At 64.4% G+C, this 12,920-nt stretch carries 14 protein-coding genes and 1 tRNA gene; 3 read left to right on the forward strand and 12 right to left on the reverse strand.

The annotated features are described in order from the left end of the window. Position 1 precedes the first annotated feature (1 nt). Both BJ6T_RS02480 and BJ6T_RS02485 read right to left on the reverse strand, forming a co-directional pair. Complete coding sequence (locus BJ6T_RS02480; protein ID WP_014490712.1) at positions 2–469, reverse strand: DUF2269 family protein; 468 nt, start codon at positions 467–469, stop codon at positions 2–4. Next, on the reverse strand, positions 466–1,365 hold the full coding sequence (locus tag BJ6T_RS02485) for an alpha/beta hydrolase family protein (RefSeq protein WP_014490713.1): 900 nt from the start codon (positions 1,363–1,365) through the stop codon (positions 466–468). The genes BJ6T_RS02480 and BJ6T_RS02485 overlap by 4 nt, the downstream gene beginning before the upstream one ends. 261 nt (positions 1,366–1,626) lie before the next feature. Between BJ6T_RS02485 and BJ6T_RS02490 the strand changes: the two genes are divergently transcribed. Beyond that, positions 1,627–2,136, forward strand: a complete 510-nt coding sequence (locus BJ6T_RS02490; RefSeq protein WP_014490714.1) for a GNAT family N-acetyltransferase — start codon at positions 1,627–1,629, stop codon at positions 2,134–2,136. Positions 2,137–2,314: 178 nt separating this feature from the next. After that, complete coding sequence (gene ppa / locus BJ6T_RS02495; RefSeq protein WP_014490715.1) at positions 2,315–2,851, forward strand: inorganic diphosphatase; 537 nt, start codon at positions 2,315–2,317, stop codon at positions 2,849–2,851. A 145-nt stretch (positions 2,852–2,996) separates the two neighbouring features. On the opposite strand, the gene BJ6T_RS02500 is transcribed toward ppa, so the two are convergent. Genes BJ6T_RS02500 through BJ6T_RS02510 form a run of 3 tightly spaced genes read right to left on the reverse strand, consistent with a single transcriptional unit; the run spans position 2,997 to position 4,557 of the window. Beyond that, a complete protein-coding gene (locus BJ6T_RS02500; RefSeq protein ID WP_014490716.1) occupies positions 2,997–3,881 on the reverse strand; it encodes a bifunctional methylenetetrahydrofolate dehydrogenase/methenyltetrahydrofolate cyclohydrolase in 885 nt (294 codons plus the stop codon). Position 3,882: 1 nt separating this feature from the next. Further along, positions 3,883–4,251, reverse strand: coding sequence for a DUF167 domain-containing protein (locus BJ6T_RS02505; RefSeq protein WP_014490717.1), 369 nt, complete (start codon positions 4,249–4,251; stop codon positions 3,883–3,885). Positions 4,252–4,266: 15 nt separating this feature from the next. After that, positions 4,267–4,557, reverse strand: coding sequence for a YggT family protein (locus BJ6T_RS02510; protein ID WP_008539240.1), 291 nt, complete (start codon positions 4,555–4,557; stop codon positions 4,267–4,269). A gap of 189 nt (positions 4,558–4,746) precedes the next feature. On the opposite strand from BJ6T_RS02510, the gene BJ6T_RS02515 reads away from it, so the two are divergent. Next, a tRNA-Ala gene (locus BJ6T_RS02515) sits at positions 4,747–4,822 on the forward strand. Between the two features lie 113 nt (positions 4,823–4,935). On the opposite strand, the gene BJ6T_RS02520 is transcribed toward BJ6T_RS02515, so the two are convergent. The 7 genes from BJ6T_RS02520 to BJ6T_RS02550 form a co-directional block, all read right to left on the reverse strand. Further along, a complete protein-coding gene (locus BJ6T_RS02520) occupies positions 4,936–5,748 on the reverse strand; it encodes an enoyl-CoA hydratase (protein ID WP_014490718.1) in 813 nt (270 codons plus the stop codon). A 126-nt stretch (positions 5,749–5,874) separates the two neighbouring features. After that, positions 5,875–6,669, reverse strand: coding sequence for a glutamine amidotransferase (locus BJ6T_RS02525; RefSeq protein ID WP_028169688.1), 795 nt, complete (start codon positions 6,667–6,669; stop codon positions 5,875–5,877). Between the two features lie 191 nt (positions 6,670–6,860). Next, positions 6,861–7,640: an SDR family NAD(P)-dependent oxidoreductase gene (locus tag BJ6T_RS02530; protein ID WP_014490720.1), complete on the reverse strand. Its 780-nt coding sequence runs from the start codon at positions 7,638–7,640 to the stop codon at positions 6,861–6,863. Positions 7,641–7,827: 187 nt separating this feature from the next. Further along, positions 7,828–8,358: a tellurite resistance TerB family protein gene (locus BJ6T_RS02535; protein WP_014490721.1), complete on the reverse strand. Its 531-nt coding sequence runs from the start codon at positions 8,356–8,358 to the stop codon at positions 7,828–7,830. A gap of 309 nt (positions 8,359–8,667) precedes the next feature. Further along, positions 8,668–10,077, reverse strand: coding sequence for an adenylate/guanylate cyclase domain-containing protein (locus BJ6T_RS02540; RefSeq protein WP_014490722.1), 1,410 nt, complete (start codon positions 10,075–10,077; stop codon positions 8,668–8,670). Positions 10,078–10,128: 51 nt separating this feature from the next. Next, on the reverse strand, positions 10,129–11,496 hold the full coding sequence (locus BJ6T_RS02545; RefSeq protein ID WP_014490723.1) for a cytochrome P450: 1,368 nt from the start codon (positions 11,494–11,496) through the stop codon (positions 10,129–10,131). A 34-nt stretch (positions 11,497–11,530) separates the two neighbouring features. Then, positions 11,531–12,901 carry a hypothetical protein gene (locus tag BJ6T_RS02550; protein ID WP_028169690.1) on the reverse strand — a complete coding sequence of 457 codons (1,371 nt, stop codon included), beginning with the start codon at positions 12,899–12,901 and terminating at the stop codon, positions 11,531–11,533. Positions 12,902–12,920 lie beyond the last annotated feature (19 nt).

Consider the following 12,920-nt stretch of genomic DNA (forward strand, 5'->3'; position numbering starts at 1 on the left):
CTCAAAACGGTTTCGCGATCATCAGCCACAGGATCAACATCGTCGCGCCGAAGCCGGGGAAGCCGAACGCGAACCAGCGGCGGTAGAGCTCGAAATAGCGTTCAGGCAGAGCGCTGCGCCGCTCGGCCGCCTTGCGCGCGAGATCGCGCATCTCGATCTGCATGAAGACGACGGGGACCCAGAACAGGCCCGCAAGGACGTAGAGCCCAAGCGAGGCCAGCAGCCAGGGTTCCGTGATCGGCATGGCCGAAAGCATCATCAGCAGGCCGCCCGTCACCGGCTGGAGGATCACGGCCGACAGCGTGAAGATCGCATCCGCAATCACCACCACCGAAGCGGTGCGCGCGATGAATTCGGCGTCGTTCGTTCGATGCGCCATCAGCATGAAGAAGGCGATGCCGGTGCCGGTGCCGAGAATGACGATGGCGCCGAGCACATGGAGATATTTGACCAGGAGATACAGCGTCATGGCTTCTTGGCCGCCGTGGGTTTGGCCTCGTTCAGCGCAAGCCCGAGCTCGCGGCTGGCGGCTTTGACGCCGGCTTCGCTCTCGATCATCCAATGCCCCTCGCTGCCGACGGCCGGCAATGTGCGGAAGTCCACCCTGCCGCCTCCGCCGCGAAACGCATCGGCCAATTGGCGCGAGAACGCCGGCGCAAAGTAGCTGTCATTGGTCGCCACGAGCCATGTCACGGGAATGCGCGCCGCCTTGCCAAACCCGGCCGCCGCGGCGACAAGCGTCTGCGGCGCGCAGATCCGGTTCGGTTCGTCATTGGCGTGGCCACCACGCCCCGGCGCAAGCGCAATGATCGCGGAGATCGCGTTCGGATCGGCATTCGCGAGCGCCAACGCCCCCCAGCCGCCGGCGGAATGGCCGAGCACGACGACCTTGTCTTGACGAACGAAATCCTGCTTTCGCAAAAAATCCAGCGCGAGCGAGATTTCGGCGGCCGTCGCGCGACCCGAACGCGCATAATCCGCCTCGTCGCAGCCGCCCTGGTCCTCGACATAGCGGCCGCCGGTCGCACCATGGCCGAGCCGCTCCGGCACCAGCACGGCGAAGTCGCGTGCGATGAGAAACGCGACCAGCGCGCGGTATTCAGGCTGCGGCATTTGCGCCCGACGCAGCACATTCTGCGTCGAAGCATGTGCGATCACCGCAAGCCGGAACGGACCGGCGCCGACGGGACGAAACAGCAGCGCATGCGCGGCAATTTCGGTATCCGGCGATGGCACGCGCCATTGTTGCCGGCGAAACGGCTCGCCCTCCTCGCCCGATGACCCAAACGTGACCTGTGCGCACAGAGGCGACGCCATCAGCAAGGGAAGCAGAGGCAGGAGGGCGAAGATGTTGAAGAGGCGCATGAATTGCCGCAGGCGAACACAGACAGCGACAGATCTGCAGGAACGAATCATTTTCGGCGGACTTTTTGCGTTGCCATCGCGGTTCATTGGTTGCCGCAGCGCAGTTTTGCACCGGCAATGGCAGGCCGGTGCCGTTCGAAATGGCGTCTTGTCTTCTTTCGGTACAACATGGTTAAAATACTGATGCACAAAATCCACACGTTAACCGATAATTAACGATAGGTCTTGCCGCCGGCGCGGCGACTTGGTTTGATTGCGTCCATGAGCACAACCCTGATCGAGGTCCGGCCGGCCAAAGCTGCAGATGCAACTGCGGTGGCGTCCACCCATGACGAAGCCTGGCGCTCCGCCTATCAGGGCATCATTCCCGGTGGCGAACTGGAAAAGCTGATCAACCGCCGCGGTCCGCAGTGGTGGGACAGCGCGATTCGCAAAGGCAGCCGCGTCAGCGTGCTCGTGTTCGGCGACAAGATCGCCGGCTATGCCAATTACGGCCGCAACCGCGCCCGCAGCCTGCACTTCGACGGCGAGATCTACGAGCTCTATCTGCGTCCGGAATTCCAGGGTCTCGGCTTCGGCCGCCGCCTGTTCACCGCAGCCCGCCGCGACCTGATGCAGAGCGGCCTGAAGAGCATGGTGGTGTGGGCGCTCTCGGACAACGATCCGGCGACCGAGTTCTATCGCGCCTTGGGCGGCCGCATGGTCGCGCGCTCCTCCGAGCGTTTCGGGCCGAAGTCGCTCGACAAGGTTGCCTTCGCTTGGACCAATTGAGCTGCTGAAAGTCTAGCCGGCAGCGTTTCCCATCCGTCGATACCGTTGCCTTTTGAGCCGGTAGTCGCTGGATTCATTTTTTCACAAAAACACGATGGATTGGCGCGCCAAGCCCGCGTATGACAGCGCCAAAATCGCTGCCGGGCGCGATTTAACCTCGGCAACAACGGAGCCTTGAATGCGTATCGATGCGGTCTCGATCGGAAAAAACGTACCCCACGACGTCAACGTCATCATCGAAGTCCCCGTGGGCGGCGAACCGATCAAATACGAAATGGACAAGGAAGCCGGCACGCTAGTTGTCGACCGCTTCCTCTACACGCCGATGCGTTATCCCGGTAACTATGGCTTCATCCCGCACACGCTGTCCGATGATGGCGATCCCTGCGACGTGCTGATCATCAACACCCGCGCCATCATCCCCGGCGCCGTCATGAGCGTGCGCCCGGTCGGCGTGCTGTTCATGGAAGACGAAGCCGGCGGCGACGAGAAGATTCTCGCTGTGCCGTCGTCGAAGCTGACGCAGCGCTACGACAAGGTGAAGTCGTACTCCGACCTGCCCGACATCACGCTGCAACAGATCCAGCACTTCTTCGAGCACTACAAGGATCTCGAGAAGGGCAAGTGGGTGAAGATTCTGCGCTGGGGCGGCCCGGAAGACGCCCAGAAGCTGATCCTCGAAGGCATCGAGCGCGAGAAGAAAAAGAAGGCGTGAGCTCTTGTCCCTCGCCCCGCTTGCGGGGAGAGGGGGAGTCCCCGCAAGGACGGTGAGACTGAGATTCGCGGAGAGTCCTCACCCGGAATTCAAGCTACGCTTGAATTCCGACCTCTCCCCGCAAGCGGGGAGACGTGAAGAAAACCTAGACCGCCGGCTTCGGCAGCCCGGCGATCGCGCAAGCCGCGCGCAGCGTATTCACCAGCAGGCACGCGACCGTCATCTGGCCAACGCCACCCGGCACCGGCGTGATCGCGCCGGCAACGGCGAGTGCTTCCTGATAGGCGACATCGCCGACGAGGCGCGTCTTGCCGTCGTCCTTGGGGATGCGGTTGATGCCGATGTCGATCACGGTCGCGCCCGGCTTGAGCCAGTCGCCGCGCACCATTTCGGGCTTGCCGACCGCAGCATAGACCAGGTCGGCGCGCTTCACGAGCCCGGGCAGATCGCGCGAGCGCGAATGCGCGATGGTCACCGTGGCGTTCTCGTTGAGCAGCAATTGGACCAGCGGACGGCCGACCAGATTGGAGCGGCCGATGACGATGGCATTCATGCCTTCGAGCGAGCCGTGGACGCTCTTGGTCAGGATGATCGAGCCGAGCGGCGTGCAGGGCGACAGCGCTTCAAAGCCGCCGGCGAGCCGGCCGGCATTGTTCGGATGCAGGCCGTCGACATCCTTGGCGGGATCGATGGCGTTGATGACGGCCTCGATGTTCAGGCCCTTCGGCAGCGGCAGCTGCACCAGAATGCCGTGCACGGCCGGATCGCGGTTGAGTTTTGCGACAACGGCCAGCAGATCGGCCTGCGACACGTCGGCCGGCAGCTTGTGCTCGAACGAGGCCATGCCGGCCGCCTGGGTCTGGGTGTGCTTGGAGCGGACATAGACCTCGCTGGCCGGGTCGTTGCCGACCAGAACCACCGCGAGGCCCGGCACCAGATTGTGCTCGCGCTTGACGCGGGCAACCTCGTCAGCGACGCGCGCGCGGAGTTCCGCGGCGATGACTTTTCCATCGATGATCTTGGCCGTCATGTCAGTTCCCTTGGTCTGTCGGTTTGGCGTCTGCCGCTCTGGCTTCGGCGAGCTTGCGCAGGGCTTCGCCGAGCCGCGCCGGATCGCCGTCGACCGCGATCTGCTTCAGCCGCGAGGTGGCACCGGATAGCAGCTTTACACTCGCCTTGGGGACGCCGAGCGATTTCGCCAATAGCACCAGAACGGCCTTGTTGGCCTCGCCGCCATCGGCGATCGCGCGCACCCGCACCTTGAGCACGCTGCGGCCATCGGCCAATTGCTCGATCCCGTCGATGTCGTCGCGGCCGCCGCGCGGCGTCACCCGCAGCGCGATGCTGATTCCTGCGGCCGAATAGCGCCAGGGTTCCTTGAAGGCCTGTTTCGCAACCAAGGCGCTCCCGCCTGCTTAGATCACGTTCGGGTAGATGTAATACAGGATCACCCGCTCGATGAACATGATGAGCAGGATCAGGATGATCGGCGAGATATCGAGGCCGCCGAGGCTGGGCAGGAAATTGCGAATCGGCGCCAGCAACGGCTCGGTGATCCGGTACAGGAACTCCGCCACCGCCGAAACGAACTGGTTGCGGGTGTTCACGACGTTGAAGGCGATAAGCCAGGACAGGATCGCGGAGGCGATCAGCAGCCAGACGTAGAGGTCGAGCACGATGATGACGATGTCGAGAACGGCACGCATGGCTTTTGAAGACTCTGGCTTTCGGTCGGGATTGACGCTTTTTGCTAGATATCGGTTCCCCCCGGCCCAAACAAGGGAAGTCGGTGCCGGGATGGTTAAAACCCGGTCATACCCGTCCTTGACTTGACCTTGCCGGGGACTTAAATGGCGCCCGGTTGTCGGCCGCATTCACCAGAGCGGCCAGCAAACGGGGCCATAGCTCAGCTGGGAGAGCGCGTCGTTCGCAATGACGAGGTCGGCGGTTCGATCCCGCCTGGCTCCACCACGCTTCGCCCTTCGGGCTACGCGTGGCGCAGCCACGAGGAGCCCGAAGGGTGAAGCGTAGTATCCGGCGAAGCCCGCAGGGCGAAGACGGACCGCCCCTGAAAAATCTCCCCCCTACTTCCCCGTAAACCTCGGCGGCCGCTTCTCCATGAAGCTCGCCACCCCCTCCCGGAAATCGCTGCCGTTCAGCGCGACCATCATCTCGCGGTTGGCCTCGATCGTCGCCTCCGCCAGCGTCTGGAACGGCACCTCGTAGAGCTGCCGCTTGATCACGGCCATCGCGCTCGGGGAAACCATGTCCGCGAGATCGCGCGCATAGGCGTAGGTCTCCTCGCGGAGTTTTTCAGGCGCGCAGAGCCGGTTGACCAGACCGATCCGCAACGCCTCCTCGCTCGACACGCGCCGCGCCGAGAGCAGCAAATCCATCGCATTGGCGTGGCCGACGATGCGCGGCAGCATCCAGGACATGCCATGCTCGGCGATCAGTCCGCGCCGCGCGAAGGCCGTGGTGAAGACGGTATTGTCGGCGGCAAAGCGCAGGTCGCAATAGAGCGCGTGGACGAGGCCGATGCCGGCAGTCGCGCCGTTGAGCATGGCGATGACGGGCTTGCCGATCGACGGATAGAAGCCGTAGCGCGTCTGCCAGTCCGGCCGGCGGTTCATGTCGAAGGGCGGCAGGTTCGAGGCACGCCTGACGTCGTTGGGGTCGAGCCCCTTCAGCGCATCCATGTCGGCGCCGGCGCAGAAGGCGCGGCCGGCGCCGGTGAGCACGATGACGCGGACATGGTCATCGGCGCTCGATGCTTCCATCGCGTGACGCACGTCGCGCTCCATCGTCGGCGTCCACGCATTCATGCGATCAGGGCGATTGAGCGTGATGGTCGCGACCTTGTCGCTCACCTCATAGAGAATGTGTTCGTAGGCCATGACGCTCTCCCTGTGTCTGCCGGCACGCGTTCGCGCGCGCTCGTTGGGAACGAGCCTAGCATATCCAGGGATCAGGCAAGGGCTTGTGCCAAGGACCTGCGCCAAAGAACCTGAGCGAAGCCGCGATCACTCGGCGGCTTGTGCCAGCACCTGCCGGCGCGCCAGCCAGCCGTCGATGAAATGATCGAGCCAGGCCCGTTCCGCAACGTCGTAGACCGCACGGTCCGCGAAATGATGATGCCGCTCGCGCGCGCCGGGCGCGCTGAGGCCGTCATAGCCGCGCGTGGTCCAGCAATGCATCATCGCGCAGGTCACGTCAGGATGAAACTGCACCCCAAAAGCGTTGCCGGTGCGGAACGCCTGGATCGGAAAATCATCGCCTTCCGCAAGCAGCTCAGTGCCGACGGGCAGTTCAAATCCTTCGCGATGCCAGTGATAGACCTGCGCCGGCCAATTCGGGCAGAGCGCGTGGCCCGCGGCGGTCGGGCGGATCGGATAGTAGCCGATCTGGGTCAGCGCCTGCGCATGCGGTGCGACGCGGGCTCCCAACTGCATCGCCAGCATCTGCGCGCCGAGGCAGATGCCGAGGAACGGTCGCTGTTCGCGGAGCGGAATTTCGATCCAGTCGATCTCGCGGCGGATGTAGTCGTCGGGATCGTTGGCGCTCATCGGACCGCCGAAGAAAACCGCGCCGGCATGCTGATCGAGCGTATCGGGCAGGGGATCGCCGAAGCGGGGACGGCGAATGTCGAGGCGATGGCCGAGCGCGCGCAGCGCATTGCCGACGCGGCCGGGCGTCGAGGATTCCTGATGCAGGATGATCAGAACCGGCAATCGGGCTTCGGAGGCGGCGGCGCTCGGCGTCCTTCTGGGGAAGGGCACCAATTCTGCGCCACCAAACCTGTCCGTCCGGAACGACATGGCCTCTGCGAGTGCTATCGGTTCAGACCGCCAGCATAGCTAAGCGGTAGTTAACATCGTGTGAGTTCGCGCACACGCGTCCCGATATTGAAGCAAGCTCCGGGCCACTACGGAGCTTTGAGCTTTCTTCAAAGCGTTTTCGAGCGAAGTGGATACCGGCTCGCGTAAAGAAAACGCGTCAAAACAAGAAATCAGTGCCTCTGCCTCTGGAACCGGCTGGTGGCGGACAGGATGAAGCCGCGTGGGAAGAAACGCAGCGCGAACGGCACGATCTTGATGCCGAGACCAGGCAGCACTGCCCGTTTGTTGGCCATCAGGCCACGATAGGCCTGCTGCGCGACATCGGCGGCAGGCACGTTGAGAAGAGCCGTATCATGCCCGGACCCGACGCCGGCGCGCGCCTGGAATTCGGTGGGCACCGGACCCGGGCAAAGTACGGTGACGCGTACGCCGCGCGGCGCAAGCTCCGCCCGCAAGGCTTCGGTGAGGGAAATCACATAGGCCTTGGACGCGTAGTACACGGCCATGCCGGGGCCGGGCAGAAAGCCCGCGACAGATCCGACATTGAGAAGACCGCCCTTGTTCCTGATCAGCTGATCGGCAAAGCGCAGCGACAGATCCGTCAGAGCCCGGACGTTGACATCGACGATGCCGACCTGCTCGACGCGGTCGCGCTCGATCGCATCGCCGAACACGCCGAAGCCGGCATTGTTGACGAGATGGTCGAGCTCGACGTCCTCGGCGGCGAGCGCGGCGGCGATCTTCTCGCCCGCATCCGCCTCCTGCAGGTCGCAGGCGATCACGATCGGCCTCTTGCCGCCCTTGGCGGCGAGCTCGTTCGCAAGCGCCTCCAGCCGGTCCGCGCGTCGCGCCGTCAGCGCGAGGCGATGTCCGTTGGCGGCGAACACACGCGCCAGCTCCGTGCCGATGCCCGCCGACGCACCGGTGATCAACGTTACCCGCTCAGTCACGATCGAAGTCTCTTGAATTCAAGTTTTTTGGCCCCGCAATGGCGGAACGAGAGCATAGGCCGAGCGCGACAGGCAAGCGTCACCGGCAGCATGGCTGCTTGAGCGGGCAACAGGGAAGCGGGAAAGCCACGGATTTTACGGCGAAATCCGGGGTCGCGGTGGTCGACGAGGGTATATTAAAGTTTCGTCATGTAGTCTGCACAACCGGCGATATACCGCGTCGAGACGGCTCACCCCCGACGGCACCGTCCTTGACCTGACCACCCGCGCGATTTGCGACCGCATGCTTGAGGTCGATCCGGTCGCGCTGGGCGATCCCGAGCAGGTCGGAGGCGCGCCAGACGACGTTGTCCTCGAACTCGGAGACCTGGCCATCGGCATAGACCAGCTCCCACATCATCTGGACGATGCGCTTGCGGCCCTCTTCGTCGAGCGAGCGCATGATGACGCTGGTGAAGTGATAGAGGTCGACGGCCTCGCCCTCGACCTGGGTGGCGTCCGCGATCAGGCGATCGGCGGTACCGCGATCCAGCCCGAAATGGCTTTCGATCAGGCTGTGCAGCTTGCGCTGCTCGGTCGCCGTCGGCTGACCGTCCAGCGAGACCACGTGAACCAGCAGCGCGGTGGCCGCAAGCCGGTAATCGCCATCGCCGAATGCGCGATCCCCGGCATGAGGGGCGACAATGTCGGCGATGAATTGGCGCAGGCCGTCGAGCATAGGATCCTACCGAAATCGATGAAGCCGCGGGAGTGCGGCCGCCACCGGCATTATATGAGCGGGAAACTCAACCGCCGCAACGTGCGTCAGCTCCGCGCGGGCATTACCTTTCAGCAATATGTCCGTTTCGTTATGACCGGATTGAGACGCATAATGATTGCTTGGGAATACGCACTGTCCCCACATCGTCGTTGCGAGCGCAGCGAAGCAATCCAGAATCTTTCCACGGAAGGATTCTGGATTGCTTCGTCGCAAGGGCTCCTCGCAATGACGGTGTTGAGAGAGTTACGCTCGCAATGACGGAGGCCCTCACGGTATCTCGTACACCACCATCTTGTCGGCGATGCCGCGCAGCGCCGCCTGCTTCTGGATCGGCTTGATGGCGCGCTGCTCGAGCACCTCGGCGACTGCGGGTGCATCGAGCACGGGGCCCGTGATGTGGATCTCCTGCGCCGTCGACAGGCTCTGGACGCGAGCGGCGATGTTGACGGTCTGGCCGAAATAATCCTGGCGTTCGTTGAGCATCACCGCAAGACACGGGCCTTCATGGATGCCGATCTTGACGATGAGATCGTCGGTGCCGCGCTGCCTGTTGAGCTCGTCCATCGCGGCCCGCATCCGCAGGCCCGCGACGATGGCGTGCTCGGGGCGAACGAAGGTCGCCATCACGGCGTCGCCGATCGTCTTCACCACCGCGCCCTTCTCGGAGGAGATGATCTCGAGCAGCGCATGGAAATGCGCGCGCACGAGATCGAAGGCGGCAAGATCGCCGACGCGCTCGTAGAGTGCGGTCGAGCCCTTCAAATCGGTGAACAGGAATGTCAGCGACGTGATCTGGAGCCGCTGGTCGAGGCTGAGATTGTCCGCCTTGAAGACATCGCGAAACGTCTGGTTCGACAGCATGCGCTTGGCGGTGAGGAACGGCTTGCGCTTGCCGATGAGATGATGGAGCGCCTCGGCCGCGATGAACACCGACGGCAACACGCGCACGCCGGCCTGGTTCTCCAGCGACAGCCGCAACGGCCCCGGCCGCATGGTCGTCGTCCCCGTCGGAGCCTGCACCTTGTTGTACATGATCGCGAACTGCTGGCGCTCCTTGGTCGGCTCGCCCTGGACGTCGATGAAATGGGCGGCGTGCGTCACCGGCTCGAAGATGATGATGAAGTCGCCCGGCAGTTGCAGCGACATGGTCGCCTTCTCGCCGGCCGGCAGCTCCATGGTATCCAGCGTCACCTCGTTGGCGAGCGTCGCGAAGGACTCCTTGTTGAAGTCGACGCCGGAGCTCCAGAACACCTGCTTGAAATATTCCCACACCGGAAGCGTATCGGGATCGTGCGCTGCGATGCGCCGCACGCGCGGATTCACGGTGAAGGAGACCTCGACCTGATCGTCGACCGACGCCTTGTAGCCGCAGGCGCAGAGCGCGCAGTGATAATCGTCCGGCTTGAGCGCCTTCAGCGTCGAATGGGCGCCCAGCACGCCGCCGCAGCCCGGACAGAGCACGTTCCAGCCGAGATCGAACAGTCCGAGCCGCGCCGAGTGCAGGAAGGTGGAGATCGTGTGCTCTTCGTCGAGGCCATGCTGCCTGGAGAAATCGAGGACATTGACGCGGTTGAGCTCGTGATCCTCGCCGTTCTCGATGAGGTGCGCGATCGCGTCGACCACCTTGGCATCGGCGGTCTGCTTCAGAACGGATAACTGGGCCTGGATGTCGCTCATGGCGGAGGCTCTATCTGGGGTGGATCGCGCCATCGGGCAGACGAATGTCTGTCACCGACGCGTGATGCGGAACAAGGGTGAGTGGTCCGGCTGGGTCGTCACGACGCCGAGAGGGATCACCGGAACCCTGTCGGCAAGCTCGATGCGGAACGCGCCGATCAAGCGGGCCAGCGCCAGCACGGATTCGGCTTGCGCGAACGGCGCGCCGATGCAGACGCGCGGACCCGCGCCGAACGGCAGGTAAGCGAAACGGTCAGGCGCCTCCTTCGACATGAAGCGCTTTGGAATGAAGGCGTTCGGCTGATCCCACAGCTTCTCGTGCCGGTGCAGCAGCCAGGGCGCGATCATGATGATGTCGCCCTTGCCGATCTCGACGCCGGCTGCATTGTCCTTCTCGCGCGCGGCACGCGCGACCAGGAAGGCCGGCGGATAGAGCCGCATGGTCTCCTCGATCACCGCGCGGGTGAACTTCTGGCGATCGATGTCGGCCATGCTGTCGAGATGCTCGCCGTGGGTCTCGGAGGCGACTTCCTCCTGCGTCTCCGGATCGAGCGCGAGCAGATAGAGCGCCCAGAACAGCGCCGTCGCCGTGGTCTCGTGACCCGCCAGGATCATGGTCGCGACCTCGTCGACGAGTTGCGCGTCCGAAAAGCCCTTGCCGGTCTCGGGGTCGCGCGCCGCGTCCATGAGATCGAACAGGTCGCGCGGTGGCGCGCCGTCCTTCTTGCCCATCGTGCGGCGCTCGGCGATCAGCATCGCGACGAACTCGGTCCAGCGCTTGCGGAAGCGGGCGCGGGCAAAATCCATCGGGGTCGGCCAGGACACCGGCAGCAGCATGTCGAGGAAATAGGGCCGCCCGAGCCGCGCGCCGTATTCCATGACGAAGTTGCGCAAGGTCGGGCCGTGACGATCCATGCCGAATGAGAACATCGTGCGCCCGGCGATCTCCAGCGTCATGCGCTGCATCGCCTCGCGCAGATCGACCGGCTCGCTCGTTCGCGCATCGAGCTTTGTGATGGTCTCGTCGAGCACCGCAGTCATATGCGGGACGAGATTTGCAGTCGCACGCGGCGTGAAGGCCGGCGCGAGCGTACGGCGCTGATGCGTCCAGGCGTGGCCTTCCGCGATCAGGAGTCCTTCGCCGAGCACCGGACGCAGCATGCGGATCCCCGCCGGCGTGCGCGTGTAGTTTTCGTAGTTGCTGAGCAGGACATGCCGGATTGCGTCCGGCTGATTCAGGATGAAGCTATTGTGGAGGAAAAAGCGGCCCTTGATGACCTCTTCTTCGTAGGCACGCTGCCCCCAGGTCGCGATCATGTTCTGCTTGAGGACCGCGACCCGGCCGAAAAACGACAGATCGTCGGGCGCACGCGGCGGGGTCGGAGGGATGATGGGCCGACGCACACTGGCGATGTTCATGGCTCTCTCCCGCAGATGTGACCCAAGCCAATAGCTAGTAAGTCAGCTCGGCAATCGCAATCCTGTTCTCGGAGGCGGGCCAGGCGCGCGCCACAATTCGTTCTTCGCCGAACTGGGCCACGATGTTACGCCCGGCCTCCGCGGCCGGGAGCCGCAAGGTTGCTGCCGAATCCGTGGGCACACCCGGCTTGACATCGGCCGGCTCCTTGCCGTCGAGCAGCACCACGTCCCGCGGCAGGCCGAAATAGCCGCGCGGGCGTGACATGATCACGACGGCGCCGGCATCCTTGTCGGCCGGCCCGAGCGGGCGCGCGGCACGCAGATGCACGACATCGGACGAGCGCGCGAAGGGCGAGCGGTAGATATGCGTCGTCGGGGCGTCCGGCGATGTCAGGACGAATTCGAGGAACCAGGAAGGCTCGACCTGGGCCGGACCCCAGCGGCCGTCGGCGCCGGTCTTCGCGCTGTGCACCGCGCCGCCTCTGCGCTCCCCGGTATCGGGGTCGACGCGGAAGACATCGACGGTTGCACCTGCGACCGGGCGATTGGTCGACACGCCGCCTGGCGTACCGGTCACGAGGCCGCTCAACCTCACGCTCTGCTCCGGCACAATCGCGATGCGCGCGGGCTCGCGGCCGGCAATGAACTTGTAGATCTCGCGGAAAGCGCGCGGGTGAAACGCCACTTCGCGATGGTCGAGCGCGCCGAGCACGAGATTGGTGGCGCCCTTCAACTCCGGCCCCTCAACGGTGACACCGGTCGGCGTGCCCGGCTTGCCGATGAAGCGGCCGTCCGCTTGCGCGTACTTGTCCATGCCATCGCTGCGCAGGGTGAGGAAGGCCGTGCCCGGCGTCACCTCGCTCTCGCCCTCATTCAGGCTACGCAGAAATGTGCCACGGCCGTTGAACTCGTTGTTCGGCTGGTCATCGGTCGCGAACACGCCGTGATTGGGTGTGCCGCACAGCACGGCATGGCTGACATCGGCGGCACCGCCGTTCCTGATGACGTTGCGAATGGCGTAGCCGCCGCGCGAGCTGCCGACCAACGCCACGCGGGCCGCCCCGGTGCGGCGTTTCAAGTCGGCGATGGCGGCAGCGAGCTCGCGGCGCTGGTCCTCGGTCGAGGAGCGGTTCGCCTGCTCGACCTTGTCGTCGCTGCGCGCCAGGGGATCGGTGAAATTGATCGCCGCCATGCGATCCCGCGCGACGCCGTTGGATTCCATCCGCCAAAGCGTCGTCATCCAGAGCGCGTCGTAGTCGCCATTGCCGTGGACGAACAGGATCGGGGGCACCTCGGCATTCTGAGTCGTGGGCGCGGTCTGGGCCAGCGCGCCTGTCCGCAAGCTCGCAACCGCGAAAGGCAAGCTGCCTGCCCCCAGCAGGATCGACCGTCGCGACAGCTTCATATGTTTCTCCGGCAAAACC

Origin of the sequence: Bradyrhizobium japonicum USDA 6 (assembly GCF_000284375.1) — a bacterium.
GTDB lineage: Bacteria > Pseudomonadota > Alphaproteobacteria > Rhizobiales > Xanthobacteraceae > Bradyrhizobium > Bradyrhizobium japonicum.

Bases quoted from the DNA above. Each gene is read 5' to 3' on its own strand.
- BJ6T_RS02480 (WP_014490712.1), bottom strand. From the start codon at position 469: ATGACGCTGTATCTCCTGGTCAAATATCTCCATGTGCTCGGCGCCATC.
- BJ6T_RS02485 (WP_014490713.1), bottom strand. From the start codon at position 1,365: ATGCGCCTCTTCAACATCTTCGCCCTCCTGCCTCTGCTTCCCTTGCTG.
- BJ6T_RS02490 (WP_014490714.1), top strand. From the start codon at position 1,627: ATGAGCACAACCCTGATCGAGGTCCGGCCGGCCAAAGCTGCAGATGCA.
- ppa (WP_014490715.1), top strand. From the start codon at position 2,315: ATGCGTATCGATGCGGTCTCGATCGGAAAAAACGTACCCCACGACGTC.
- BJ6T_RS02500 (WP_014490716.1), bottom strand. From the start codon at position 3,881: ATGACGGCCAAGATCATCGATGGAAAAGTCATCGCCGCGGAACTCCGC.
- BJ6T_RS02510 (WP_008539240.1), bottom strand. From the start codon at position 4,557: ATGCGTGCCGTTCTCGACATCGTCATCATCGTGCTCGACCTCTACGTC.
- BJ6T_RS02520 (WP_014490718.1), bottom strand. From the start codon at position 5,748: ATGGCCTACGAACACATTCTCTATGAGGTGAGCGACAAGGTCGCGACC.
- BJ6T_RS02525 (WP_028169688.1), bottom strand. From the start codon at position 6,669: ATGTCGTTCCGGACGGACAGGTTTGGTGGCGCAGAATTGGTGCCCTTC.
- BJ6T_RS02535 (WP_014490721.1), bottom strand. From the start codon at position 8,358: ATGCTCGACGGCCTGCGCCAATTCATCGCCGACATTGTCGCCCCTCAT.
- BJ6T_RS02540 (WP_014490722.1), bottom strand. From the start codon at position 10,077: ATGAGCGACATCCAGGCCCAGTTATCCGTTCTGAAGCAGACCGCCGAT.
- BJ6T_RS02545 (WP_014490723.1), bottom strand. From the start codon at position 11,496: ATGAACATCGCCAGTGTGCGTCGGCCCATCATCCCTCCGACCCCGCCG.
- BJ6T_RS02550 (WP_028169690.1), bottom strand. From the start codon at position 12,901: ATGAAGCTGTCGCGACGGTCGATCCTGCTGGGGGCAGGCAGCTTGCCT.